Source organism: Paraburkholderia acidisoli, from assembly GCF_009789675.1.
GTDB classification, from domain to species: domain Bacteria; phylum Pseudomonadota; class Gammaproteobacteria; order Burkholderiales; family Burkholderiaceae; genus Paraburkholderia; species Paraburkholderia acidisoli.
Genome location: NZ_CP046913.1, coordinates 2648728 through 2672515 on the forward strand (window position 1 = coordinate 2648728; position 23788 = coordinate 2672515).

General features: G+C 65.6%; 18 protein-coding genes. All 18 read right to left on the reverse strand.

The window, feature by feature from the left end; all coding sequences use genetic code 11:
• Window positions 1-22: 22 nt before the first annotated feature.
• On the reverse strand, window positions 23-793 hold the full coding sequence (locus tag FAZ98_RS11650; protein WP_158951356.1) for an enoyl-CoA hydratase: 771 nt from the start codon (window positions 791-793) through the stop codon (window positions 23-25).
• A gap of 118 nt (window positions 794-911) precedes the next feature.
• Window positions 912-2111 carry an acetyl-CoA C-acyltransferase gene (locus FAZ98_RS11655; RefSeq protein WP_158951357.1) on the reverse strand — a complete coding sequence of 400 codons (1200 nt, stop codon included), beginning with the start codon at window positions 2109-2111 and terminating at the stop codon, window positions 912-914.
• Window positions 2112-2149: 38 nt separating this feature from the next.
• Window positions 2150-4591: a 3-hydroxyacyl-CoA dehydrogenase/enoyl-CoA hydratase family protein gene (locus tag FAZ98_RS11660; protein ID WP_158951358.1), complete on the reverse strand. Its 2442-nt coding sequence runs from the start codon at window positions 4589-4591 to the stop codon at window positions 2150-2152.
• Window positions 4592-4741: 150 nt separating this feature from the next.
• The gene (locus FAZ98_RS11665; protein WP_158951359.1) at window positions 4742-6529 is read right to left on the reverse strand and encodes an acyl-CoA dehydrogenase C-terminal domain-containing protein; all 1788 of its coding nucleotides are present in this window, start codon (window positions 6527-6529) and stop codon (window positions 4742-4744) included.
• 68 nt (window positions 6530-6597) lie between these two features.
• Window positions 6598-7200: a TetR/AcrR family transcriptional regulator gene (locus tag FAZ98_RS11670; protein ID WP_158951968.1), complete on the reverse strand. Its 603-nt coding sequence runs from the start codon at window positions 7198-7200 to the stop codon at window positions 6598-6600.
• Between the two features lie 280 nt (window positions 7201-7480).
• Window positions 7481-8926, reverse strand: a complete 1446-nt coding sequence (locus tag FAZ98_RS11675; protein ID WP_158951360.1) for a phospholipase D-like domain-containing protein — start codon at window positions 8924-8926, stop codon at window positions 7481-7483.
• Window positions 8923-9417 (reverse strand): dihydroneopterin triphosphate diphosphatase, encoded by a 495-nt coding sequence (nudB, locus tag FAZ98_RS11680; RefSeq protein WP_158951361.1) that lies wholly within the window; start codon window positions 9415-9417, stop codon window positions 8923-8925. Before nudB ends, FAZ98_RS11675 begins: the two co-directional genes overlap by 4 nt.
• Window positions 9418-9688: 271 nt before the next feature.
• Entirely contained in the window at window positions 9689-11494 is a 1806-nt protein-coding gene (gene aspS, locus FAZ98_RS11685; protein ID WP_158951362.1) for an aspartate--tRNA ligase, read from the reverse strand.
• A 68-nt stretch (window positions 11495-11562) separates the two neighbouring features.
• Complete coding sequence (locus FAZ98_RS11690; protein ID WP_158951363.1) at window positions 11563-12204, reverse strand: DUF502 domain-containing protein; 642 nt, start codon at window positions 12202-12204, stop codon at window positions 11563-11565.
• 76 nt (window positions 12205-12280) lie between these two features.
• Window positions 12281-12634 carry an FmdB family zinc ribbon protein gene (locus FAZ98_RS11695; RefSeq protein WP_158951969.1) on the reverse strand — a complete coding sequence of 118 codons (354 nt, stop codon included), beginning with the start codon at window positions 12632-12634 and terminating at the stop codon, window positions 12281-12283.
• Window positions 12635-12994: 360 nt separating this feature from the next.
• The gene (locus FAZ98_RS11700; RefSeq protein WP_158951364.1) at window positions 12995-13669 is read right to left on the reverse strand and encodes a class I SAM-dependent methyltransferase; all 675 of its coding nucleotides are present in this window, start codon (window positions 13667-13669) and stop codon (window positions 12995-12997) included.
• Window positions 13670-13788: 119 nt separating this feature from the next.
• On the reverse strand, window positions 13789-15366 hold the full coding sequence (gene ubiB / locus FAZ98_RS11705; RefSeq protein WP_158951365.1) for a ubiquinone biosynthesis regulatory protein kinase UbiB: 1578 nt from the start codon (window positions 15364-15366) through the stop codon (window positions 13789-13791).
• A gap of 18 nt (window positions 15367-15384) precedes the next feature.
• Window positions 15385-16020 (reverse strand): ubiquinone biosynthesis accessory factor UbiJ, encoded by a 636-nt coding sequence (locus FAZ98_RS11710; protein WP_158951970.1) that lies wholly within the window; start codon window positions 16018-16020, stop codon window positions 15385-15387.
• Window positions 16021-16189: 169 nt separating this feature from the next.
• Window positions 16190-17215: a Tim44 domain-containing protein gene (locus tag FAZ98_RS11715; RefSeq protein ID WP_158951366.1), complete on the reverse strand. Its 1026-nt coding sequence runs from the start codon at window positions 17213-17215 to the stop codon at window positions 16190-16192.
• A gap of 36 nt (window positions 17216-17251) precedes the next feature.
• Window positions 17252-17983 (reverse strand): bifunctional demethylmenaquinone methyltransferase/2-methoxy-6-polyprenyl-1,4-benzoquinol methylase UbiE, encoded by a 732-nt coding sequence (gene ubiE / locus FAZ98_RS11720; RefSeq protein ID WP_158951367.1) that lies wholly within the window; start codon window positions 17981-17983, stop codon window positions 17252-17254.
• A 91-nt stretch (window positions 17984-18074) separates the two neighbouring features.
• Window positions 18075-18497 (reverse strand): gamma-butyrobetaine hydroxylase-like domain-containing protein, encoded by a 423-nt coding sequence (locus FAZ98_RS11725; protein WP_158951368.1) that lies wholly within the window; start codon window positions 18495-18497, stop codon window positions 18075-18077.
• A 76-nt stretch (window positions 18498-18573) separates the two neighbouring features.
• A complete protein-coding gene (locus FAZ98_RS11730; protein WP_158951369.1) occupies window positions 18574-19005 on the reverse strand; it encodes an HIT family protein in 432 nt (143 codons plus the stop codon).
• Window positions 19006-19047: 42 nt separating this feature from the next.
• On the reverse strand, window positions 19048-23112 hold the full coding sequence (locus FAZ98_RS11735; RefSeq protein WP_158951370.1) for a DUF3683 domain-containing protein: 4065 nt from the start codon (window positions 23110-23112) through the stop codon (window positions 19048-19050).
• Window positions 23113-23788: the final 676 nt, after the last annotated feature.

Sequence of the window (23788 nt, forward strand, 5' to 3'; positions counted from 1 at the left end):
CCAGGCGTTGACACCATTCGCGTCAATCGAACTGACGGAAATCCGGCTTGCGCTTTTGCAGGAAGGCCGTGAACGCCTCGCGCGCTTCGGGCGCGAGCAGCATCTTGCCAAAGTGCACGGATTCCTCGCTCATCTGCTCGCGAATCTCGTGCGTGCCCGCGCGCTTCATGAGCGCTTTGGTCGCGCGCAACGACGAAGCGGGCAACGCCACGAGCTTCGCCAGCTGCGCCGCCACGAACGCCTCGAGTTCGGCGGCCGGCAGCACGCGATTCACGAAGCCCATGCGATACGCCTCCGCCGCGTCGAAGGTCTCGCCGAGCAGCAGCTTTTCGGCGGCGGCCTGATAGCCGGCAATGCGCGGCAGCAGCAGCGAAGACGCCGCTTCCGGGCACAGCCCCAGTTGCGCGAACGGCATCGCGAAGCGCGCGGTATCGGCGGCGTACACGAGGTCGCAATGCAGCAGCATCGTCGTGCCCACGCCGATCGCCGCGCCCGCCACCGCCGCGACGAGCGGCTTCTCGAAGCCGGAGATGGCGGCCAGAAAACGCATCACGGGCGAGTCGGCGCCGGTGGGCGGCGTCTTCAGGAAGTCTTCGATGTCGTTGCCCGCCGTGAAGATTTCGGCGTGACCGCGCAGCAGCACGGCGCGCACGCCCGCGTCTTCCTGCGCCGCAGCGAGCGCCGCGTTGATCGCCTCGTACATGGCGGGCGTGAGCGCGTTCTTGCGCTCGGGGCGATTGATGGTGATCGTCAGCACGCCGTTCTCGCGCGCGGTCAGGATGTCGTTGGTCATTGCGATGGGTCTCCTCGGGGCTCTCGCGTCGGCGTCCACCTCGGCGCGAGCCGATATGAAAAACGGTCCGCAAACCGCGAGGCTTGCGAACCGTGTCGTGTGCGTAAGCGCGAAGCGCTTACAGCCGTTCGATGATGCCCGCGGCGCCCATGCCGGTGCCCACGCACATCGTCACCATGCCGTACTTGTAGTTGCGGCGGCGCAGGCCGTGCACGACCGTCGAGGCGCGAATCGCGCCCGTCGCGCCGAGCGGGTGACCCAGCGCGATCGCGCCGCCGAGCGGGTTGATCTTCGACGGATCGAGCCCGAGGTCTTGAATGACCGCCAGCGACTGCGCGGCGAACGCCTCGTTCAGCTCGATCCAGTCGAGGTCGTCCTGCTTCAGACCCGCCGCCTTGAGCGCGGCCGGAATCGCTTCCTTCGGGCCGATACCCATGATCTCCGGCGGCACGCCGCGCACGGCGAAGCTCACGAAACGCGCGAGCGGCGTGAGGTTGAACTGCTTCAGGATCTTTTCGGAGACGACGATCAGCGCGCCCGCGCCGTCCGACGTCTGCGAACTGTTGCCGGCCGTGACCGAGCCCTTGTTCGCAAACACCGCGCGCAGCTTCGCGAGACCTTCGAGCGTGGTGTCGGCGCGCGGGCCTTCGTCCAGCTCGATCAGGCGTTCCTTCACCTTCACTTCGCCCGAGGCGAGATCGGGGAAACGCTCGACGAGCGTGTACGGCGCGATCTCGTCCTTGAACTCGCCCGACTGCTGCGCGGCCAGCGCGCGGCGGTGCGATTCCACCGAAAACGCGTCCTGCGCCTCGCGGCTGATCTTCCAGCGTTCCGCGACTTTCTCCGCCGTGAGGCCCATGCCGTAAGCAATGCCCACGTCTTCGTTGCGATCGAAGATGTGCGGCGAGAGCGACGGCTTGTTGCCCATCATCGGCACCATGCTCATCGACTCGCAGCCGCCCGCGATCATCGCGTCGCTTTCGCCCACGCGAATGCGGTCGGCGGCCATGGCGAGCGCCGTGAGGCCCGAGGCGCAGAAGCGGTTCACGGTCACGCCGCCCACGCTCTGCGGCAGACCCGCGAGCAGCGCGCCGATCCGCGCCACGTTCAAGCCCTGCTCGGCTTCGGGAATCGCGCAACCGACAATGGCGTCCTCGATCACGCTCGTGTCGAGGCCCGGCACCTGCGCCACCGCCGACTTGATCGCGTGAACCAGCAGCTCGTCGGGGCGGGTGTTCTTGAACACGCCGCGCGGCGCCTTGCCGATGGGCGTGCGGCTCGCGGCGACGATATAAGCGTCCTGCAACTGTTTGCTCATCTCTAACTCCAGTATCTGGTGTGCGTGCGTCGTGCCGCTTAGTTGCGCACCGGCTTGCCGGTTTGCAGCATGCCCATGATGCGTTCCTGCGTCTTTTGCGTGCCGAGCAGGTCGACGAACGCCTGGCGCTCGAGCTTGAGCAGCCATGCTTCGTCGACGAGACTGCCCGCTTCGACGTCGCCGCCGCAGATCGCCTCGGCGATACGGCTCGCGATCAGGAAGTCGTGGTCGCTGATGAAGCGGCCGTCGCGCATGTTCACGAGCGACGCCTTGATGGTCGAGATCGCCGAGCGGCCCGCCACCGGAATCTGCGTCGCGCGCAGCGGCGCGCGATAACCGGCCGCGCTCAGTGCGCGCGCTTCCTTCTTCGCCGTGTCGAGCAGCTCGAACACGTTGAACACGATCGTGTCCGAAGGCTTCAGGTAGCCCATGGCGCGCGCTTCATGCGCCGAGGCCGAGACCTTCGCCATCGCCGCGTTTTCGAATGACTTCTGCAGGAAACGGAGCAGATCGCTCGGCACCGCGCCAATCGCCGCCGCGCCTTCGGCCGCGCGGATCGCCGCTTCCTTCAGGCCGCCGCCCGCGGGCACGAGACCCACGCCCACTTCGACGAGACCCACGTAGCTCTCGACGTGCGCGACGCGCTTCGCGCTTTGCAGCATGATTTCGCAGCCGCCGCCGAGCGCAATGCCCGAAACGGCCGTGACGACCGGCACGTTCGCGTACTTCACGCGCAGCATCGTGTCCTGGAACTTCTTCACGAACGGCTCGATGCCCTTCGCGCCGCCCATCATGAACGCGGGCATGGCTTCTTCGAGGTTCGCGCCCGCCGAGAACGGGCCGCCCGGCGCGCCAAGTTTCAGCGAGGTGGGCTGCCAGATCACGACGCCCTTATAGCCGTCTTCCGCGATCTCGATGACCTTCACGAGCGAGTCCAGCAGATCCGGGCCCATCGTGTTCATCTTGCTCTTGTACGAGACGATGACGACGTCGTCCTCGCCCGCGCGGTCGTCGACCCATGCGCGCAGTTGCTCGTTCTCGAACAACGTCTTGCCGAAGGTCTTCGGATCGCGCGCGTTCGACTCGCCGAACAGCGCCGCGCGGAACACCTGCCGTTCGTACACGGCCAGGTTCGAGCGCGGCACGAAACGTTGTTCGGCGGGCGACCACGAGCCTTCGGCGCCATGCACGCCGCCGTTGTTCGCGACCGGGCCTTCGAACACCCAGGCGGGCAGCGGCGCGTTCGAGAGCGCCTTGCCCGCGTCGATGTCTTCCTTCACCCACTCGGCGACCTGCTTCCAGCCCGCGGCCTGCCAGCCTTCGAACGGACCTTCGTTCCAGCCGAAACCCCAGCGGATCGCGAGATCGACGTCGCGCGCGTTATCGGCGATGGATTGCAGATGCACGCCGATGTAATGGAACACGTCGCGGAAGATCGACCAGAGGAACTGCGCCTGCGGGTGCTGCGATTCGCGCAGCAGCTTCAGACGTTCCGCGGGCGGACGCTTGAGGATGCGGCCCACGAGTTCGTCGGCCTTGCCGCCGCCGTCCACGTACTCGCCGGTCTTCGCGTCGAGCACCTTGATCGCTTTACCTTCCTTGCGATAGAAACCGGCGCCCGACTTCTGGCCGAGCGCGCCCTTCGCCACGAGGCCCGCGAGCACCGCCGGCGTTTCGTACACGGGGAAGAACGGGTCGTCCGCGAGGTTGTCCTGCATCGTCTTGATGACGTGCGCCATCGTGTCGAGACCGACCACGTCGGCCGTGCGGAACGTCGCCGACTTCGCGCGGCCGAGGCGCGCGCCCGTGAGGTCGTCCACTTCGTCGAAACGCAACCCGAACTTCTGCGCCTCGGCGATCACGGCGAGGATCGAGAACACGCCCACGCGGTTCGCGATAAAGTTCGGCGTGTCCTTCGCGCGCACCACGCCCTTGCCCACCACGCTCGTGAGGAACGATTCGAGCTGGTCGAGAATGTCGGGCTGCGTGTGCGCGGTCGGGATCAGCTCGACCAGATGCATGTAGCGCGGCGGGTTGAAGAAGTGCACGCCGCAAAAGCGCGCCTTCAACGCGTCGTCGAAACCTTGCGAGAGTTCGGTGATCGACAGACCCGAGGTGTTGCTCGCGAAAATCGCCTTCGGCCCGATATGCGGCGCGACCTTCTTGTAGAGGTCGTGCTTCCAGTCCATGCGCTCGGCGATCGCCTCGATCACCACGTCGCATTCCGCGAGCCTGGCGATGTCGTCTTCGTAGTTCGCGGGCGTGATGAACTGCGCGTCGTCCTTCACGCCGAACGGCGCGGGCGAGAGCTTCTTGAGCGTTTCGATGGCCTTGAGCGCGATGGCGTTCTTCGGGCCTTCCTTCGCGGGCAAGTCGAACAGCAGCACGGGAACGCGGGCGTTGATGAGATGCGCGGCGATCTGCGCGCCCATCACGCCGGCGCCGAGCACGGCCACCTTGCGAATATTCAGGTTGCTCACGTTGTTCCTCCAGCGGGTATGCAATGTCGAGCGGATTGAAAGTGCGGGCGCCGCGATGGCTGTGGCGCCGCTTCAGTCATGCGAAAGTCTTGAGAGCGAAGAAGACGGGAGGACGGGCGGCGAACCTGCGGCGCGCGCGCCCGCCGGCGCTTAGAACAGCGCTTCGTCCACTTCCATCAGCGTCTTCGAACCCGCGCGCGCCTGGCGGATCGAGGTGGCCGTTTCCGGCAGGAGCTTCGCGAAGTAGAACCGCGCCGTGGCCAGCTTCGACTGGTAGAACGGATCGCCCGAGCTTGCCTTGTCGAGCGCGATGCGCGCCATGCGCGCCCAGAAGTACGCGAACACGAGGTGACCCGCCGTGCGCAGATACGGCACGGCGGCCGCGCCCACTTCGTCGGGGTTCTGCATCGCCTTCATGCCGATTTCCATCGTGAGCTTCTGCATCTTTTCACCGATGTCGGCGAGCGGATTCACGAACTCCTGCATCTCCGTCTTGATGCCTTCGGCTTCGACGAATTCGGTCACGAGCTTGCCGAACTTCTTGAGCTTCGCGCCCATGTCGCCGAGCACCTTGCGGCCCAGCAGGTCGAGCGACTGGATCGTGTTGGTGCCTTCGTAGATCTGGTTGATACGCGCGTCGCGCACGTACTGCTCCATGCCCCATTCGGCGATAAAGCCGTGGCCGCCGTACACCTGCATGCCGAGGTTGGTGCACTCGAACGCGTTGTCGGTGAGGAAGGCCTTGATGATCGGCGTGAGCAGCGCGACGAGGTCGGCGGCTTCCTTGCGCTCGCCTTCGTCGGCGTGCGACAGCTCCTTGTCGATCTGCAACGCCGACCAGTACGTGAAGGCGCGCGCGCCTTCGGCGTAGGCCTTCTGCGTGAGCAGCATACGGCGCACGTCCGGGTGGACGATGATCGGATCGGCGGCCTTTTCGGGCGCCTTCGGGCCCGTGAGCGAACGCATCTGCAGGCGTTCCTTCGCGTAGACGAGCGAGTTCTGGTACGCGACTTCGGTCAGGCCGAGGCCTTGCATGCCCACGCCCAGGCGCGCCGCGTTCATCATCACGAACATGGCGTTCAAGCCCTTGTTCGGTTCGCCGACGAGCCAGCCTTGCGCGCCGTCGAGATTCATCACGCAGGTCGCGTTGCCGTGAATGCCCATCTTGTGTTCGATGGAGCCGCACTTGATACCGTTGCGCTCGCCCACTTCGCCGCTCGCGGTGGGCAGGAACTTCGGCACGATGAAGAGCGAAATGCCCTTGGTGCCGTTCGGTGCGTCCGGCAGACGCGCGAGCACGAGGTGGACGATGTTCTCGGCCATGTCGTGTTCGCCGCTCGAGATGAAGATCTTCGTGCCGGTGATCGCGTAGGAGCCGTCGCTGTTCGGCTCGGCCTTGGTGCGCAGAATGCCGAGGTCGGTGCCGCAGTGCGGCTCGGTCAGACACATCGTGCCGGTCCACACACCTTCCACGAGCTTCGGCAGATAGGTCTTTTGCAGCTCGGGCGTGCCGTGCGCGTGCAGGCATTCGTAGGCGCCGTGCGAGAGACCCGGATACATGGTCCACGCCTGGTTCGCCGAATTGAGCATTTCGTAGAGCGCGTTGTTCACGAACGCGGGCAGACCCTGACCGCCGTAGTCGGGATCGCAGCCGAGCGCGGGCCAGCCCGCCTCGACGTACTGCTTGTACGCTTCCTTGAAGCCGGTGGGCGTGGTGACGACGCCGTCGCCGGCGTACGTGCAGCCTTCACGGTCGCCGACCTGGTTCAGCGGAAACAGCACCTCGGAGCAGAACTTGCCGGCTTCCTCGAGCACCTGATTGATGGTGTCGGCGTCGAGGTCGGCGTGCTTCGGCATCTGCTTCACTTCGCCTTCCACGTTCAGCAGTTCGTGCAGGACGAATTGCATGTCGCGCAGCGGCGCGGTGTACTGTCCCATGTCTTCTCTCCCAAAAGTGAGCTTCGGGCCGGTGCGCGCCGCCGCGACGTGTTGCGTGCGGCTGGCGCCTACTGGCTCTCTACGCTCTGATACGAAACGATCAGTTTTTCGAACGCGGCCCACGTATGCTCGACTGCGTCCGGCAGGTGCAGGAAGCGGCCGTCATGATGCAGGCCCAGCGTGACGCTATACAGTTCGAAGAGCATCAGCGCGGGATCGGTGTCGCGCCGCAGGTGCCCTTCTTCGATTGCCTGCGAAATGGCCCTCAGGAGCGCCGCGCGCCACATCGACACGCTGGCCACCAGCGTCTCGCGTACCTGGCTGTCCGCGCGGTCGTCGTATTCGACGGCGCCGCTGATATAGATGCAGCCAGTCGTGACTTCGTGAATGCGCTTCTCGAACCACCGCGACAGCATCGCACGCAAGCGCGGCAAACCACGCGGTTCGCGCAAGCTCGGAAAGAAGACTTCTTCCTCGAATCGCCGGTGATACTCGCGCACCACCTCGACCTGGAGATCCTCTCGCGACCCGAAGTGCGCGAAGACGCCACTCTTGCTCATCTGCATGCGCTCGGCGAGCAGGCCGATGGTCAGACCTTCCAGTCCGTCCCGACCCGAAAGATCGAGTGCTGCATCCAGAATGGCGGCTCGTGTCTGTTCGCCTTTTCGCATAGCTCTATTTACCGTAACGATGAAGCCGCGATGTTGCAGCGAACGGATCGTCAACTGCGTGCATCGGGGCCTGAATTAAATCGAACGGCCGTACTATTGTTGAGGACAGCCGTCCGCGAAACAAGGACTTTATTAGAAACCGATTTCTAACCGGGACTCTAATTTTCGAGGTTCGCGCGCGGCGCACAAGCGGACATTGTCTCGATTGCACGCGCGGCGCCTCCTGTGGCAGACATTCCGCGAACACCCGGCGGAAACCGGTCGGGCAGACTTCGTGTTTCTAGTCGTAGCTGCCTACCGTGAGCAGTTTCATCGCCCCGCGATAGATCGAAAACGCCAGCCAGTTCACGAGGCGTTCGTGCCACGGCCTGGCTTCGTAGTGCGCGCGGTCGATCTGCGTGGATTCGTCGAACGCGGCGAGGATCGCGTCGCGCAGTTGCGCGATCTGCGGCAGCCGCACCATCAGCACGTTGGCCTCGTTGTTGAGCACGAGACTGAGCGCGTCGAGGTTGGACGACCCCACGGTGCCCCAGATCGAATCGACCACCGCCACCTTGCCGTGCAGCATCGTCTTCTCGTATTCAGCAATCTGCACGCCCGCCGTGAGCAACTGGTGATAGAGGAACGGCGTGCCGTAGTCGAGCACCTTGAACTCCTTGCGCCCGATCAGCAGCTTGACCGACACGCCGCGCGCCGCCGCTTCCACGAAGGCGCGGCGCAGGCGCCGTCCCGGCATGAAGTACGGATTGGCGAGCAGCACCTCGTGACGCGCCTCGCCGATCGCTTCGAGATACGCCTTCTCGATCGCGCGCCGGTTGACGACGTTGTCGCGCGCGACGAACGCCACGCAGGGCACGTGCGCCGTGCGCGGATCGGGCACGCCCGCGCGCAGGCGCTCGCGCAACCGCTCGATGATGCGGCGCGTGCGGCTCGTGCGCCCGGCGCTGGCGGCGGCCGGGAGATGGCGCAGCACCTCGTTCACCGCCTGCGTGGAGCGCCCGATCGTGTGGCCCGTGGGGTGCGGCGCCATGTAGCCCGCGCTCGCGGGCACGCCCGGCGACACCTGGCTGTCGGCGCCGCTCGCGCCCGGCAGCGGCGGACGATGGCCGAGCCGGATGCGCCGCCATTGCAGCTCGATCGCCTCGCGCACGTCCACGACCACGGGCCCGGCCAGTTCGACCGCGAAATCCCAGCGCGGAAACGGCAGCGGCTTGCCTTCGTTTTCCATGTCGTCGACGACGTTGATGCCGCCGCAATACGCGTAGGCGTCGTCGATGACGGCGAGCTTGCGGTGCGTGCGCGAGAAGCCGAAGCGCCCGAAAATGTGCGGGTTGTAGATGCGATGCTCGATGCCCGCCTCGCCCCACGCGTCGAACAGATCGAGGCGCGCGGTGCCGACGCCGTCGGTGATCACGCGCACGTGCACGCCGCGCCGCGCGGCGCGGACCAGCGCCTCCGAGACCGACTGGCCGGTGCCGTCGTGGCAGAAGATATAGGTTTCGAGCGCGACGTCGCGCGTGGCCGCGTCGATGCGCTCGATCAGCGCGCCGAACAGCTCGGCGCCCGATTCGAACAGGCGCACCTCGTTGCCGCTCGTGAAGCGGTAGCGCGACCGGTAGCGCCGCCCGAGCAGCGCTTCGCGCAGGCGCACGATGCGGCGCGGCTCGACGTCGAGGCCGGCTTCGTCGACAAAAGGATCGGGGCGCTCGCGTTGCGTGTCGCTCATGACCGGACTCCGCCCGCGCCACCCGGCCGCCCGAGACGTTCGGGCAGTTGCAGGATGGCGGCGCTGTTCGACGACGAAAAACACCGCGCCGCCGCCTGCTCGTACGGCAGCCACGCGTAGGCCGTGTGCTCGCGCGGCGCGAGCGTGACGGGCGTGCCCGCGGGCACTTCGAGGCTGAACCAGTGTTCGGTGTTGCGCGTGACGCCCGGCGCGTAGCGGTGCCGCCAGACCGGATAAATTTCGTACTCGATCTCGTGGCGCCAGTCGCGCAGCGCGCTGCCGGCAATGCCGTGCGCGCCCACGACGATGCCGGTTTCCTCGGCGACTTCGCGCACGGCGGTTTCGCTGAACGGCTCGTCGAGATGATCCTTCGAGCCCGTGACCGACTGCCAGAAGCCGGGGCGGTCGGCGCGCTCGATGATCAACACGTCCAGTTGCGGCGTATGAATGACGACGAGAACGGATTCCGGAATCTTTGGCGGCTTCTGCATGATGACAAGCGTGGGGGAAAAGGCGCCGCAGCACCGGCTGCATGCGGAAATTTGGCCCATCAACGGCCAATCAGCGGCCAAAAAACAACCAGGAAGCAACCAGCAAGCGACCAAAGAGCAACCAACGAGCAACAAGCAAGCGCCCCGGGCGGAACGCGTCGACGCTCAGCGAGAATGTAACGCAAAAAGCAAAAAAGGCGCATGATGCGCCTTTTTTGTTGCTGCGATGCGAAAGCCCCGGCAACGGAGCTTCGCGGGCCGCCGCCGGTGCTTACTGCGCCGGCTTCTGCTCGGGTTGACGCAGACGGATGTGCAGTTCCTTCAGCTGGCGCTCGTCCACCGGGCTCGGCGCCTGCGTGAGCAGACACTGGGCGCGTTGCGTCTTCGGGAACGCGATCACGTCGCGGATCGAGTCGGCACCGGCCATCATCGTGACGATGCGGTCCAGACCGAACGCGATACCGCCGTGCGGCGGCGCACCATACTGCAGCGCGTCGAGCAGGAAGCCGAACTTCGCGCGGGCTTCCTCGGCGTTGATCTTGAGCGCGCGGAACACCTTGCTCTGCACCTCTTCCTGATAGATACGCACCGAGCCGCCACCAATTTCCCAGCCGTTCAGCACCATGTCGTAGGCCTTCGCGAGGCAGCGGCCCGGATCCGTTTCGAGGTATTCCAGGTGCTCGTCCTTCGGGCTCGTGAACGGGTGATGCGCGGCCACGTAGCGGTTTTCTTCCTCGTCGTATTCGAACATCGGGAAGTCGATCACCCACAGCGGCTTCCAGCCCTTTTCGACCAGACCGTTGGCCTTGCCGAATTCCGAATGGCCGATCTTCAGGCGCAGCGCGCCGAGGCTGTCGTTCACCACCTTCGCGCGGTCGGCCGCGAAGAAGATGATGTCGCCGTCTTGCGCGCCGGTGCGCTCGAGAATCGCGGCAATCGACGCGTCGTGCAGGTTCTTGACGATCGGGCTTTGCAGACCGTCACGGCCCTTCGCGACTTCGTTGACCTTGATCCACGCGAGACCCTTGGCGCCGTAGATGCGCACGAATTCCGTGTAACCGTCGATGTCGCCGCGCGAGAGTTCCGCGCCCTTCGGCACGCGCAGCGCCGCGACGCGGCCGTCCTTCGTGTTGGCCGGCGTGCTGAACACCTTGAAGTCGACGTCCTTCATCGCGTCGGTCATCTCGGTGAATTCGAGCTTCACGCGCAGGTCGGGCTTGTCCGAACCGAAGCGGCTCATGGCTTCCGAGTACGGCATGATCGGGAACTTCGCGTCGAGCTCGACGCCGATCGTTTCCTTGAACACGTGACGCGCCATGTCTTCGAACAGGTCGCGAATCTCCTGCTCGCCGAGGAACGACGTTTCGCAGTCGATCTGCGTGAATTCGGGCTGACGGTCGGCGCGCAGGTCTTCGTCGCGGAAGCACTTGACGATCTGGTAGTAGCGATCGAAGTTCGCCACCATCAGGAGCTGCTTGAAGAGCTGCGGCGACTGCGGCAGCGCGAAGAACTGGCCCGCGTTCACGCGCGACGGCACGAGGTAGTCGCGCGCGCCTTCCGGCGTGCTCTTCGTGAGCATCGGCGTTTCGATGTCGATGAAGCCGAGCGCGTCGAGATACTTGCGCACGGCCATCGTCACGCGGTAGCGCAAGCGCAGGTTGTGCTGCATCTGCGGACGGCGCAGGTCGAGCACGCGGTGCGTGAGGCGCGTGGTTTCCGAGAGGTTGTCGTCGTCGAGCTGGAACGGCGGCGTGACCGACGCGTTCAGGACCACGATCTCGTGGCACAGCACTTCGATCTTGCCGCTCGTGAGGTTCGCGTTGACCGTGCCTTCCGGACGGTTGCGCACGAGACCCTTCACCTGCACGCAGAACTCGTTGCGCACGCCTTCGGCGATCTTGAACATCTCCGCGCGATCGGGGTCGCAAACGACCTGAACGAGGCCTTCGCGGTCGCGCAGGTCGATGAAGATGACGCCGCCGTGGTCGCGGCGGCGCTGCACCCATCCGCACAGCGAAACAGTTTGGCCCAGCAGCTGTTCGGTCACCAGACCGCAGTATTCAGATCTCATCGACATGATGTTCGTCTTTCGTTATGCATGAATGAACGGGAGCGCCGCGATAGTACGCGTGCGGCGTCCGGTATTTAAAGCGGGGGATCGATGGGGCGGCGTGTATGCGCGGCCGGCGCGACCACCCCCATCGAAACAATATACTTGAGCGCGGCGTCGACGGTCATGTCGAGCTCGATCACCTCGCTCTTGGGTACGATCAGGAAGAAGCCCGACGTGGGGTTCGGCGTGGTCGGCACATACACGCTCACGTGATCTTCCTGAAGATGATTCACCACGTCGCCGCCCGGAATGCCGGTGAGGAACGCGATCGTCCACGAGCCCTTGCGCGGGTACTCGATCAGGAGCGCCTTGCGAAAGGCGTTGCCGTTGCTCGAAAGCAGTGTATCGGAAACCTGCTGGATGCTGCCGTACAGCGGCCCGATGAGCGGAATGCGGCGCACCAGCGCGTTCCACCACTCCACCAGCTTCTGGCCGATGAAGTTGTGCGTGAGCACGCCCACCACGAAGATGAACGCGATGGTGAGCACCGCGCCGAGGCCCGGCAGGCGCACGCCGAACACACGCTCCGGGCGCCACGATTCGGGCAGCAGCAGGAGCGTCTGGTCCATCGTGCCGATCACGAGGTTCAGCACCCACAGCGTGATGGCCAGCGGCACCAGCACCAGCAGGCCGGTCAGGAACACCGATTTGAACGTCGCTTTCTTGATCGTCATGTATATCGCCGTCGGGGCCGCGCGCGGCGCGGCATCTGCGCGGCGCGACCGGCTGCGGTCACGCCACGGGTTTTCATCAGGTGGAACTGGCCGAGCCGGAGCCGGCAGCCGGCGCCGCCGGCGCGCTCGCGGCGGCCGGTGCCGCAGCGGCGCTGTCCGAGGCCGGTTTCGCGTCGCTCGTCGCGGCGCTCTCGCCTGCGGCACCTTCGCTCGTCGCGCCCTTGGCCGCGCCGCTCGCGCCGCCGCTGCCGCCACGGAAATCGGTGACGTACCAGCCCGAGCCCTTCAGTTGAAAGCCGGCCGCGGTGACCTGCTTGCGAAACGCGTCCGCGCCGCAGCTGGGGCACTGCGTCAGAGGCGCATCGCTAATCTTTTGCAGCGCGTCTTTCTGGAAGCCGCACGACTCGCAGCGATAAGCGTAGATCGGCATGATCTCTATCCTGATGAAAATCTGATAATTGCTTGCAAAGCCTTGAATTATAGCCGCAAACCCGGCTCGCCCCTGGCTTTCGCCGGAGTCGGGGTGGCACAACAGGATCGCCTGCGAGTTTGCGGCTGCAACCGCGCAGATGAGGGCGCGATGCGCGCACATCAAGAGTGAACGTGCGCGCGGCGGTCAGCCGGGCTGAGAAAACGGCGTCAGGCGAGCTTCGAACCGCCTTTCGCGAGGTATCGGCGCAACCCTTGTCGCGCGTTGAAAGCCACCGTGATTAGCGAGCCGATACGGCGCGCCGCGGCTTTCCTGGCCTGTTTTCGGTGTGTCTTCGACGGGTTCGGGTCTCGACGCGGCTCACCGCGACTTCACCGCCGCGTCGTTGCGACGCCACACGAGCCAGCGCTCGCGCCCCGCGAACACGGCCAGCGAATCGGCGACGGCGCGATCTTCGTCGAGCGTGAAATACGGCGCGAGCAGCGCGTCCAGTTCGTCGCGCGCGATCGCGAACGGCGGCCCCTTTTCCGTTTCGCCGATAAAGAAGTAGCCCGCCAGCAGCGCGCCCGGCGCCATCAGTTCGGCCATGCGCGGCGCGTAGCTCGCGCGCATGGCTCTGGGCAACGCGCACAGGAACGCGCGCTCGTACACCCAGTCCGGCGCGAACGGCGGCGCGTACTTGTAGAAGTCGGCCTGCTCGACCACGCCCGCGTACGGACCGAGCGCCGCTTGCGCGCTCGCGACGGCCTGCGGCGCGAAGTCGATGGCGCGCACCGCGCGGCCGCGCTCGGCCAGCCAGCCCGCTTCCCACGCGTTGCCGCAGCCGGGAATCAGCACGGCGGCATGGGGATGCGCGGCCGCGAACGCCGTGAAGTCCTGCTGCACGCCGGCCTGGTCCCACGGCGTGAAGCCGCGCACGAAGCGCTCGTCCCAGAACGCGGGCTGCGAGGGGTCGCGGCTTTCGAACGCGGGCGGCGCGGGATCGGTCGCGGGTGGGGTCGCGGGTACGTTCGGCTCGCGGGTCGGATCGCTCATCGTCTCACTCCTTGTCGTTGGGCCGGTCGTGCGCGGTTGTCTCATCCATCGACATCGACTGACCGCATCGGCGACGCGCTTCAACCGCACGCCTCAACCGTACGCTTCAGCCGCGCACATCAACCGCCATAAGCAAACGCCATCCACATCCGCGCCGCCACCATGCCGACGCCCACCGCCACGCCGAACACCAGCAGCCCTTGCAGCAGCCGGTTGGTGCGGCGCTGCTCGGCGAGAATCTGGCGGATGGTCTCGTCGCCGGCGATATGCGAAGGCTCCTGCCGGTGCAGCAGCGCCTGATGCACGAGGCGCGGCAGCTGCGGCAGCGTCTTGCTCCACTGCGGCGCCTCGATCTTGAAGCGCTCGTACCAGCCGCGCAGACCGATCTGCTCCGTCATCCACCGCTCCAGATACGGCTTGGCCGTTTTCCAGAGGTCGAGTTCGGGATCGAGCGAGCGGCCGAGCCCTTCCACGTTGAGCATGGTCTTTTGCAGCAGCACGAGCTGCGGCTGGATTTCCACGTTGAAGCGCCGCGAAGTCTGGAACAGGCGCAGCAGCACCTGACCGAGCGAAATGTCCTTGAGCGCGCGGTCGAAGTACGGTTCGCACACGGCGCGAATCGCGCTTTCCAGCTCCTCCACGCGCGTGTTGGGCGGCACCCAGCCCGACTCGATATGCAAGGTGGCCACGCGGTGATAGTCGCGCTTGAAGAACGCGAGGAAGTTCTGCGCGAGATAGTTCTTGTCGAAGTCCGAGAGCGCCCCGACGATGCCGAAGTCCAGCGCGATATAGCGGCCGAAATGCGCGGGATCGAGACTCACCTGGATGTTGCCGGGATGCATGTCGGCGTGGAAAAAGCCGTCGCGGAACACCTGGGTGAAAAAGATCTCCACGCCTTCGCGCGCGAGCTTCGGAATGTCCACGCCCGCCGCGCGCAGCTTGTCGACCTGGCTGATCGGCACGCCGACCATGCGCTCCATCACCAGCACGTTGGGCGTGCTGAACTCCCAGTACATCTCAGGCACGAGCAGCAGATCGAGGCCCGCGAAGTTGCGGCGCAACTGGCTGCCGTTGGCGGCCTCGCGCATCAGGTCGAGTTCGTCGTGCAGATATTTGTCGAATTCCGCGACCACTTCGCGCGGCTTCAGCCGCTTGCCGTCGGCCCATAAACGTTCGGCCCACACGGCAATGTCGCGCAGCAGCGCGAGGTCGGAATCGATCACCGGCCGCATGTTCGGCCGCAGCACCTTCACGGCAACCGGCTTGCCCGCGTGCTGACCCGACTTCACCTTCGCGAAGTGCACCTGCGCGATCGACGCGCTCGCCACCGGCGTGCGCTCGAATTCGTCGAACAGCGTATCAACAGGCGCGCCCAGCGACTTTTCGACAATGCCGATCGCCACGTTCGAGTCGAACGGCGGCACCTGATCCTGCAGGCGCGCGAGTTCAACGGCGATGTCGAGCGGCAGCAGGTCGCGGCGCGTGGACAGCACCTGGCCGAACTTCACGAAGATCGGGCCGAGGCTTTCGAGCGCGAGCCGCAAACGCACGCCGGGCGGTTGATCGAACTTGCGGCCGATCGTGGTGATGCGAAGCAGCAGGCGCACGCGCCGGTCGTTGATGCGGCTCAGCATCATCTCGTCGAGGCCGAAACGGATGACGGTGAAAAAAATCTTGAGGAAACGCAGGAAACGCATGTCTGGGAGGCCTGTTGACTAGCGCGAGCCGCGCGGCGCGGCGTTTGCCGCCGCGCCGCCGGCCCCGGTTTTTTGTTCGAGGCGCTCGATGCGCTTTTCCACGCGCGCCAGCGCATCGCGGGCGCGCGCGAGTTCTTCGTTGAAGCTGTCCAGCTCGACGCGCCGCACGAGCTGCGGATTTTCGTCTAGCAGATATTCGGTGACGGAGCCGAGCACGTTGCGCCCCGTGCGCAACGCCTGTTCGCTCGCGGCACGCGCGAGCGACGCGAGGCGCGCCGCCGGCGCGTCGCCGATCACGCGCGCGAGATCTTCCTCGGGCTCCCAGCGCAGATGCTCGGCGAGCTTGCCGATCACCTGCGCGAACTCGGCGTCGCCCTCGATCTTGACGTGCTTCATCACGGCCGACTGGCCGCCCTGCACGAACGACGAGAACGCGCCCGCAGGCAGCGAAAGCGCAACGTCGACCTGCGCGGCGTCGTGATCCTTAACGGCGCTCAGGTAACCGTCCGGCTGAACCAGCAGCGTGAGCACGACGGGCGGACAAGCCAGCCGCGCCGTCTTGCCGGCATAGGGAGCGAGGCGATCGCGAGCCCACGATTCGCGGGCGAGCAGGTGATTGACAGCGGCAGCGAAGGGCTTGGCGGCGAGAGTCATCGGCATGAAATAAGAAAACCCGCACGGGCAACAGCCCGGGCGGGTTCCTATTGTAGCGTTGGCGACGTAGGATCGCGCCGCCGCCCGGCCTTGTCGGGGAGCCTCCGCCGGCTATGCGCGCCGATTAGCGCCCCGTGCGGCGCGCAGCCGCACCGGACGCGCACGGCGCTCAGTGCGACGTGACCTGCTGGATGCCCGCGAGCAGCCAGCCTTCGCCGGAGCCGCGCGACTTCGAGAGATTCCACACTTCCGTGAACGGCTCGGCGGGCACGCCCATGCCTTCGCGGATCAGGCCCGAGAAGCGCACGCTCGCGAGATAGTCGTTGCCGCGCTCTTCCACGGCCAGCAGGTCGGCGTTGAGCTGCACGACGTCGGTCTGGTTCGGCTGCGGACCGCGCCCCGCGAGATCGACGCGAATTTCGGCGAACATTTCGGGCGTGGTGAATTCGCGGATGTCGTCCATATTGCCCGCGTCCCATGCGGCCTGGAGTCGCACGAAGTAGACCTTGGCGTTGCGCACGAAGGTTTCCGTGTCGAAACCGGCCGGCACGGCGGGCGGCGTGTCGATCTGCGGCGTGGTGAGCGGGTTCGCCTCGGGCGCGAGATATTGGCCCGTGGCCGGCGCGCTATAGCTCGGTTCCGAAGGCCGATAACCCGACGACTGGTTCAGCATGCCGCCCGAACCCGCCGATCCAGGATACCCACCGCCACCACCGGTTTGATACGCCGGTTCGGCCGCGCGGCGGCGGCTCGCGATCTTGCGGATCAGCCAGATGGCGATAAAGGCGATGAGCGCGATGATGATCATGTTCGCCATGGCGCCCGCGAACGCTTCGCCCAGGCCGAAGTGCGAGAGCAGCGCCGCGATGCCGAGACCCGCCGCGAGACCCGCGATGGGCCCGAGCCAGCGGTTGCGCGCCGGGGCGGCCGCAGGCGTGGGCGCCGGCGCGGCCGGTGCGCGCTGGGCGCCGGCCTGCTGCGTGGGACTGGGTTGTGCCGGCGGCGGCGTGGTGCTGCGCTGCGAGGCCACCGAAGACTGACGGCCGAAGCTGCGGCCGCCGCCCATGCGGCGCGCCTCGGCGTCGAGCGACGCGAGGCTGCCGGCGACGATCGCGCCGATCACGGCCAGGGTTCCGATCCGCCTGGCCCACGACATTGAAAGCTTTCTGGAAGCATTGGTTCGGGGCTCAGACATGGCGAAAATTCCTTTAAAGACAGAGATTTGGGAACACTAATACTTTGTACCGACGTGTAAGGCTACCACGCCAGCTGACAAATTGTAATATTTGACGGCGTCGAGGCCGACTTGTTCCATCATCGTCTTGAGGGTTTCCTGATCGGGATGCATGCGGATCGACTCCGCAAGGTAGCGATAGCTTTCGGCGTCCTGCGCGAAGCGCTCGCCAAGCCACGGCAGCACCTTGAACGAATAGACGTCGTAAGCCTTCTTGAGCGGGTCCCAGACCTTCGAGAATTCGAGCACGAGCAGGCGGCCGCCCGGCTTGAGCACGCGGCGCATTTCGGCGAGCGCGGCATCTTTATGCGTCATGTTGCGCAGGCCGAAGGCGACCGTCACCACGTCGAAGTAATTGTCCGGAAACGGAATTTTCTCGGCATCGCAGAGCAGCGCGGGCGTGATCACGCCCTTGTCGATGAGCCGGTCGCGGCCCACGCGCAGCATCGACTCGTTGATGTCGGTGTGCCAGACCTCGCCGCTCGGGCCCGCCTTTTTCGCGAACGCCATGGAAAGGTCGCCGGTGCCGCCCGCGATATCGAGCACCTTCGCGCCAGGCCGCACGTTCGCCTGCGCGATCGTGAACGCCTTCCACGCGCGGTGCAGCCCGCCCGACATCAGATCGTTCATCAGGTCGTAGTTCGAGGCGACCGAGTGGAACACGCCGGCCACCTTCTTCGCCTTGTCCTGTTCGTCGACTGTCTGATAGCCGAAGTGGGTTTTGCTCATCGCGCTCGTCCTTTCGCGGAGGGTGTTCTGTGAGATTACGCCGCCTCGTGCGTAGGCGTTCGGCGGCGGGGCAGGATCGTATCAGGAAGCGTCAGTGGCAGTGGCCGTGCCCGGCACCGCCGGCTGCCGCGGCCGCCATCGGCGCGTCGCGCTCGACGCCCGCTGCCTTGAGTCTGGCGAAATAATCGGCCCAGAGTTCGTCCTGGCGCGTGGCCAGGTCGTAAAGCTGGTCCCATGAATAGATGCCGGTGTTGTGGCCGTCCGAGAACGTGGGTTGCAGCGCGTAGTGGCCCACGGCTTCGAGCGCCGTGATCGTCACCTCGCGCTTGCCGGTTTGCAGCGTTTCCTGGCCGGGACCGTGGCCGCGCACTTCGGCGGAAGGCGAATACACGCGCATCAACTCGAACGGAATACGATAGCTCGCGCCGTTCGCGTACTGGAGCTCGAGCACGCGGGACACGGCGTGTACGACGATGCCGGTCGGCACCGGGGTATCGGCTTTCAATCCACTCATGGTCCTTCCTGATCGTTGTAAGGCGTCGAAGTCACGTGCCGAAGTCACGTGCGATGCAGCGGCAAAGGCGCGCGGCTCAGGCGAGCGCCTGGTCGATTTCCTGGCGCACCGCCTCGCGCAGCAGCGTGGCCTGGGCGCGGCGCTGGCCGAGCATGGCCTCGGAGACCGTGCGCTGGCGCGGCGCCCACACGGGCAGCGGGAAATGCGCGTCGTTGGTGAAGCGCGGGATCACGTGCCAGTGCACGTGCGGGACCTGATTGCCGAGGCTCGCGAGATTCACCTTCGAAGGCTGCATGACGCGGCGCAGCGCACGCTCCGTCGCGTACACCACGCGCATCAGATGATCCCGGTCGGCAGCGGCGAGATCCGAGAATTCCGCCACGTGCGCATGCCAGATGACCCGGCAAAAGCCCGGATAGTCGACTTCATTCGTTGCCAGCACGACGCGCAGGCGCTCGTCCTGCCACAGCACGTCGCCGCCTTCCTCTTTGCAGAATACGCATTCCATCGTCGTCCTCGAACCCGTGTCACCGAACCTTGAGGCGTGCCATTAAACCAGCACGCGCTCGATTCCGCCATGGTTGGCCTTGCTCACGTAGTCGGCCATCCAGTTCTCGCCGAGCACGTGGCGCGCGATCTCCACCACGATGTAGTCGGCTTCGATGCTGGCGTCTTCGTTGTAGCGCGACAGACCTTGCAGGCACGACGGGCAGCTCGTGAGGATCTTCACGTCCTGCGCCGTGCCCTGCCCGTTCGCTTCCTCGGGCGTGGCCGCCTGCTTGCCGTTCTCGCCCGTCGTGCCGCTCGCGCCGTTGGCCACGACCGGAATGCCGCGCAATTTGGCCGCGCCCTTGCGGATTTCCTCTTCCTTGCGGAAGCGCACCTGCGTCGAAATGTCCGGGCGCGTGACCGCGAGCGTGCCCGATTCGCCGCAGCAGCGATCGTTCTTCTCGATCTTGTAGCCGTCTTTTTCCGAACCCATGAGTTCGTTGACGAGCTTCACCGGGTCGATCGTCTTGATCGGCGTGTGGCACGGGTCGTGATACATGTAGCGCGTACCCGAGACGCCATCGAGCTTGATGTTCTTTTCGAGCAGGAACTCGTGGATGTCGATAATGCGGCAGCCCGGGAAGATCTTGTCGAATTCATAACCGGCGAGCTGGTCGTAACACGTGCCGCACGAGACCACCACCGTCTTGATGTCGAGGTAGTTGAGCGTATTGGCCACGCGATGGAACAGCACGCGGTTGTCCGTGACGATCTTCTCGGCCTTGTCGAACTGGCCCGAGCCGCGCTGCGGATAGCCGCAGCACAGATAACCCGGCGGCAGCACGGTTTGCACGCCCGCTTCCCACAACATCGCCTGGGTCGCAAGGCCCACCTGCGAGAACAGACGCTCCGAGCCGCAGCCGGGGAAGTAGAACACCGCTTCCGAATCGACCGACGTCGTTTTCGGGTTGCGGATGATCGGCACGATCTTGTTGTCTTCGATGTCGAGCAGCGCGCGCGCCGTCTTCTTCGGCAGATTGCCCGGCATCTTCTTGTTGACGAAGTGGATCACCTGCTCGACCACGGGCGGCTTGCCGGTGGTCGCGGGCGGCAGCGCGGCCTGCTTCTTCACGAACTTCTTCAGCACGTCGTTGCCGAGGCGCTGCGCCTTGTAGCCCACGCCCATCATCGCGGTGCGCGCGAGATTGATGGTCTGCGGATTGGTGGCGTTGAGGAAGAACATGCCCGCCGCGTTGCCCGCGTTGAACTTCTTCTTGCCCATCTTGCGCAGCAGGTTGCGCATGTTCATCGTCACGTCGCCGAAGTCGATCTTGACCGGGCACGGCGTCACGCACTTGTGGCAGACGGTGCAATGGTCGGCCACGTCGTTGAACTCGTCCCAGTGCTTGATGGAGACGCCGCGGCGCGTCTGCTCCTCATACAGGAACGCCTCCACCAGCAGCGAGGTGGCGAGAATCTTGTTGCGCGGGCTGTACAGCAGGTTCGCGCGCGGCACGTGCGTCGCGCACACGGGCTTGCACTTGCCGCAGCGCAGGCAGTCCTTCACCGAGTCGGCAATCGCGCCAATGTCGGACTGCTGCATGATCAGCGATTCGTAACCCATCAGGCCGAACGACGGCGTATAGGCGTTGCGCAGGTCCGCGCCTTCGAGCAGCTTGCCCTTGTTGAAGCGCCCTTCCGGGTCCACGCGCTGCTTGTACGCGCGGAATTCGGCGATCTCGTCTTCGGTGAGGAATTCGAGCTTCGTGATGCCGATGCCGTGCTCGCCCGAGATCACGCCGTCGAGCGAACGCGCGAGCTTCATGATGCGCGCCACGGCCACGTGCGCGTCCTGCAGCATCTCGTAGTTGTCCGAGTTGACCGGCAGGTTGGTGTGCACGTTGCCGTCGCCGGCGTGCATGTGCAGCGCGACGAACACGCGGCCGCGCAGCACCTTCTTGTGGATGGCCTGGGCTTCGTCGAGGATCGGCTTGAACGCGCCGCCGTTGAAGATCTGGCGCAGTTCGGCGCGCACTTCCTGCTTCCACGAGATGCGCACCGTACGGTCCTGCGTCACGTGGAAAACGTTGACGCCCGCTTGCGCGTCCACGCGGTCGGCGAACTTTTCCGCCAGCGCTTCATAGCCGAGCTGCACGAGCGTGTGCTGCGCCTCGGCGAGCGGCAGGTCGAGATTCGCGCCCACGAAGCTCCAGCGCTCGCGCACGCGCTTGAGCAGGTCGAGCGCCTGCTGCACGCGGTCTTCGAGCAGCTCCGCGCTGGGGATTTCGTTCGCGTCGTCGCTCTTGCCGAGCGGCAGCTTGCCTTCCTTGAAGAACGCCTCGAGCGCGTCGATCAGTTGCAGCTTGTTCTTGATCGACAGTTCGATGTTGATGCGCTCGATGCCGTCGGTGTATTCGCCCATGCGATTGAGCGGAATCACGACGTCTTCGTTGATCTTGAACGCGTTGGTGTGTTTGGCGATGGCGGCCGTGCGGCTGCGGTCGAGCCAGAAGCGCTTGCGCGCCTCGGCGCTCACGGCAACGAAGCCTTCGCCGCTCTTGCCGTTGGCCATGCGGATCACTTCCGAGGTGGCCGTGGCCACCGCGTCCGCGTCGTCGCCGACGATATCGCCGATCAGCACCATCTTCGGGAACGCGTTGCGCTTGCTCTTGGTCGCGTAACCGACCGCGCGCAGATAGCGTTCGTCCAGATGTTCGAGGCCCGCGAGAATCGCGCCGCCCTGGCGCGTCTGCTCGAACATGTAGTCCTTGATCTCGACGATGCTCGGAATCGCCTCGCGCGCCTGGCCGAAGAATTCGAGGCAGACGGTGCGCGTGTGCGCGGGCATCTTGTGCAGCACCCAGCGCGCCGACGTGATGAGGCCGTCGCAGCCTTCCTTCTGGATGCCCGGCAGGCCCGCGAGGAATTTATCCGTGACGTCCTTGCCGAGACCTTCCTTGCGGAACACGCGGCCGGCAATTTCGAGCGGCTCCGTGCGCAGCAGCTTTTCGCCCGGCGCGTAGTTGCCGTCGAACCACTTCAGCTCGAAGCGCGCGACTTCGATGTCGTGGATCTTGCCCATGTTGTGTTCGAGGCGCGTGACTTCGAGCCAGTTGCCCTGCGGGTCGACCATGCGCCACCAGGCGAGATTGTCGAGCGCCGTGCCCCACAGCACCGCTTTCTTGCCGCCCGCGTTCATCGCCACGTTGCCGCCGATACACGAGGCGTCGAGCGAGGTCGGATCCACGGCGAACACGAAGCCGGCCGCGTCGGCGGCCTCGGTCACGCGGCGCGTGACCACGCCCGCGCCCGAGAAAATGGTCGCCACTTCGCGATCGACGCCGGGCAGCGAGGTCATTTCGACCGCGCCCAGTTCCTCGAGCTTTTCCGTGTTGATGACGGCCGAGAACGGCGTGAGCGGCACCGCGCCGCCCGTGTAGCCCGTGCCGCCCCCGCGCGGAATCACGGTCAGACCGAGTTCGAAGCACGCCTTGATGAGACCGGCGATCTCGGCTTCGGTGTCGGGCGTGAGGACCACGAACGGGTATTCCACGCGCCAGTCGGTGGCGTCGGTGACGTGCGAGACGCGCGCGAGGCCGTCGAAGCGGATGTTGTCCTTCGCCGTGCACTTGCCGAGCACCTTGTTCGCGCGGCGGCGCAGGTCGGCCATCTTCTCGAATTCCGCCGAAAAATCGCCGACGGCGCGGCGCGCGGCCGAGACCAGCGTCTCCACGCGCGCGGCGCGGTTCACGCCTTCGCTGTCGGTGTGTTCGGAGAGGTCGGCGCGGCGGCGCTTTTCGATTTCGGCGAGACGATGGTTGAGCGCCTCGACCAGCAGCGCGCGGCGCTTCGGGTTGTCGAGCAGGTCGTCCTGCAGATACGGGTTGCGGCGCACCACCCAGATGTCGCCGAGCACTTCGTACAGCATGCGCGCCGAGCGGCCGGTGCGGCGTTCCGCGCGCAGTTCGGCGAGCGCTTCCCAGGCCGTCTCGCCCAGCAGGCGTATGACGATCTCGCGGTCCGAAAAGGACGTGTAGTTATACGGAATCTCGCGCAGGCGCGGTTCGATGTCGGCGGCCACGGCTGCGGCGGCGCCGTGAGGATCGAAAACTTGAGGTGCGTTCATGGTTGGACGACTCTTTGGGCCAGCATCGCGGGCGGCTCGCTGCCGCTAACGGAGATGCTGACGGGGCGCGTGGGGCGCTATTCTGAAATCGAGTCCGCTTCGGGCACGCATGGGCTGCAGGTGGTGCGTGTGGCGCATGTGGCTATAGGCGGACGAAAGGGGTGGGGAAGCGCATGGCGGCAAGGCTCACGCCGATGGTTCCCCGGCGCTCGGACTTAGCGACACGATCGTGCGTGGCGGGCGTGCCGCTGCGCCGCCGGGCGGGTTACGCGCCGTGCGGGCATCAAATGGGCTGTCCGAGGTTGCCAGTGCATCATCCGATCCTTGTTTCAAAAAGCGATTTTAACGCATGATCCGCGCCTGCGCTGACGCTAGACAGGAAGGCGACAGACACGCAACTTTCATTTGCGCTGTCAGCGCATCGTGCTATTCGCATCGGATCCCGGCGACGATGACCTGCCGTCCGGACGGTTGGCGAATCGGTCGAGGTATCGCTCATGCATCGGCTCATATATCGGCTCATGTATCGGCAGGCAAAGCCAGGCGAATTCCGGCGATCCCGCTGTAACCCGTGGAGCCAGACGGCAACCCGCACGGGCCGCGCCCGAACCCCGCCGTCGGCGCGCGGGCCATTGGCGCTAAAATCGCTGTTTTCCCCGTTTCCACCCGCGCCCGG

Bases quoted from the DNA above. Each gene is read 5' to 3' on its own strand.
- FAZ98_RS11655 (WP_158951357.1), bottom strand. From the start codon at position 2,111: ATGAGCAAACAGTTGCAGGACGCTTATATCGTCGCCGCGAGCCGCACG.
- FAZ98_RS11730 (WP_158951369.1), bottom strand. From the start codon at position 19,005: ATGGAATGCGTATTCTGCAAAGAGGAAGGCGGCGACGTGCTGTGGCAG.
- ubiB (WP_158951365.1), bottom strand. From the start codon at position 15,366: ATGCGTTTCCTGCGTTTCCTCAAGATTTTTTTCACCGTCATCCGTTTC.
- ubiE (WP_158951367.1), bottom strand. From the start codon at position 17,983: ATGAGCAAAACCCACTTCGGCTATCAGACAGTCGACGAACAGGACAAG.
- FAZ98_RS11725 (WP_158951368.1), bottom strand. From the start codon at position 18,497: ATGAGTGGATTGAAAGCCGATACCCCGGTGCCGACCGGCATCGTCGTA.
- FAZ98_RS11715 (WP_158951366.1), bottom strand. From the start codon at position 17,215: ATGTCTGAGCCCCGAACCAATGCTTCCAGAAAGCTTTCAATGTCGTGG.
- FAZ98_RS11700 (WP_158951364.1), bottom strand. From the start codon at position 13,669: ATGAGCGATCCGACCCGCGAGCCGAACGTACCCGCGACCCCACCCGCG.
- FAZ98_RS11665 (WP_158951359.1), bottom strand. From the start codon at position 6,529: ATGGGACAGTACACCGCGCCGCTGCGCGACATGCAATTCGTCCTGCAC.
- FAZ98_RS11735 (WP_158951370.1), bottom strand. From the start codon at position 23,112: ATGAACGCACCTCAAGTTTTCGATCCTCACGGCGCCGCCGCAGCCGTG.
- FAZ98_RS11695 (WP_158951969.1), bottom strand. From the start codon at position 12,634: ATGCCGATCTACGCTTATCGCTGCGAGTCGTGCGGCTTCCAGAAAGAC.
- FAZ98_RS11650 (WP_158951356.1), bottom strand. From the start codon at position 793: ATGACCAACGACATCCTGACCGCGCGCGAGAACGGCGTGCTGACGATC.
- nudB (WP_158951361.1), bottom strand. From the start codon at position 9,417: ATGCAGAAGCCGCCAAAGATTCCGGAATCCGTTCTCGTCGTCATTCAT.
- aspS (WP_158951362.1), bottom strand. From the start codon at position 11,494: ATGTCGATGAGATCTGAATACTGCGGTCTGGTGACCGAACAGCTGCTG.
- FAZ98_RS11675 (WP_158951360.1), bottom strand. From the start codon at position 8,926: ATGAGCGACACGCAACGCGAGCGCCCCGATCCTTTTGTCGACGAAGCC.
- FAZ98_RS11710 (WP_158951970.1), bottom strand. From the start codon at position 16,020: ATGACTCTCGCCGCCAAGCCCTTCGCTGCCGCTGTCAATCACCTGCTC.
- FAZ98_RS11670 (WP_158951968.1), bottom strand. From the start codon at position 7,200: ATGCGAAAAGGCGAACAGACACGAGCCGCCATTCTGGATGCAGCACTC.
- FAZ98_RS11690 (WP_158951363.1), bottom strand. From the start codon at position 12,204: ATGACGATCAAGAAAGCGACGTTCAAATCGGTGTTCCTGACCGGCCTG.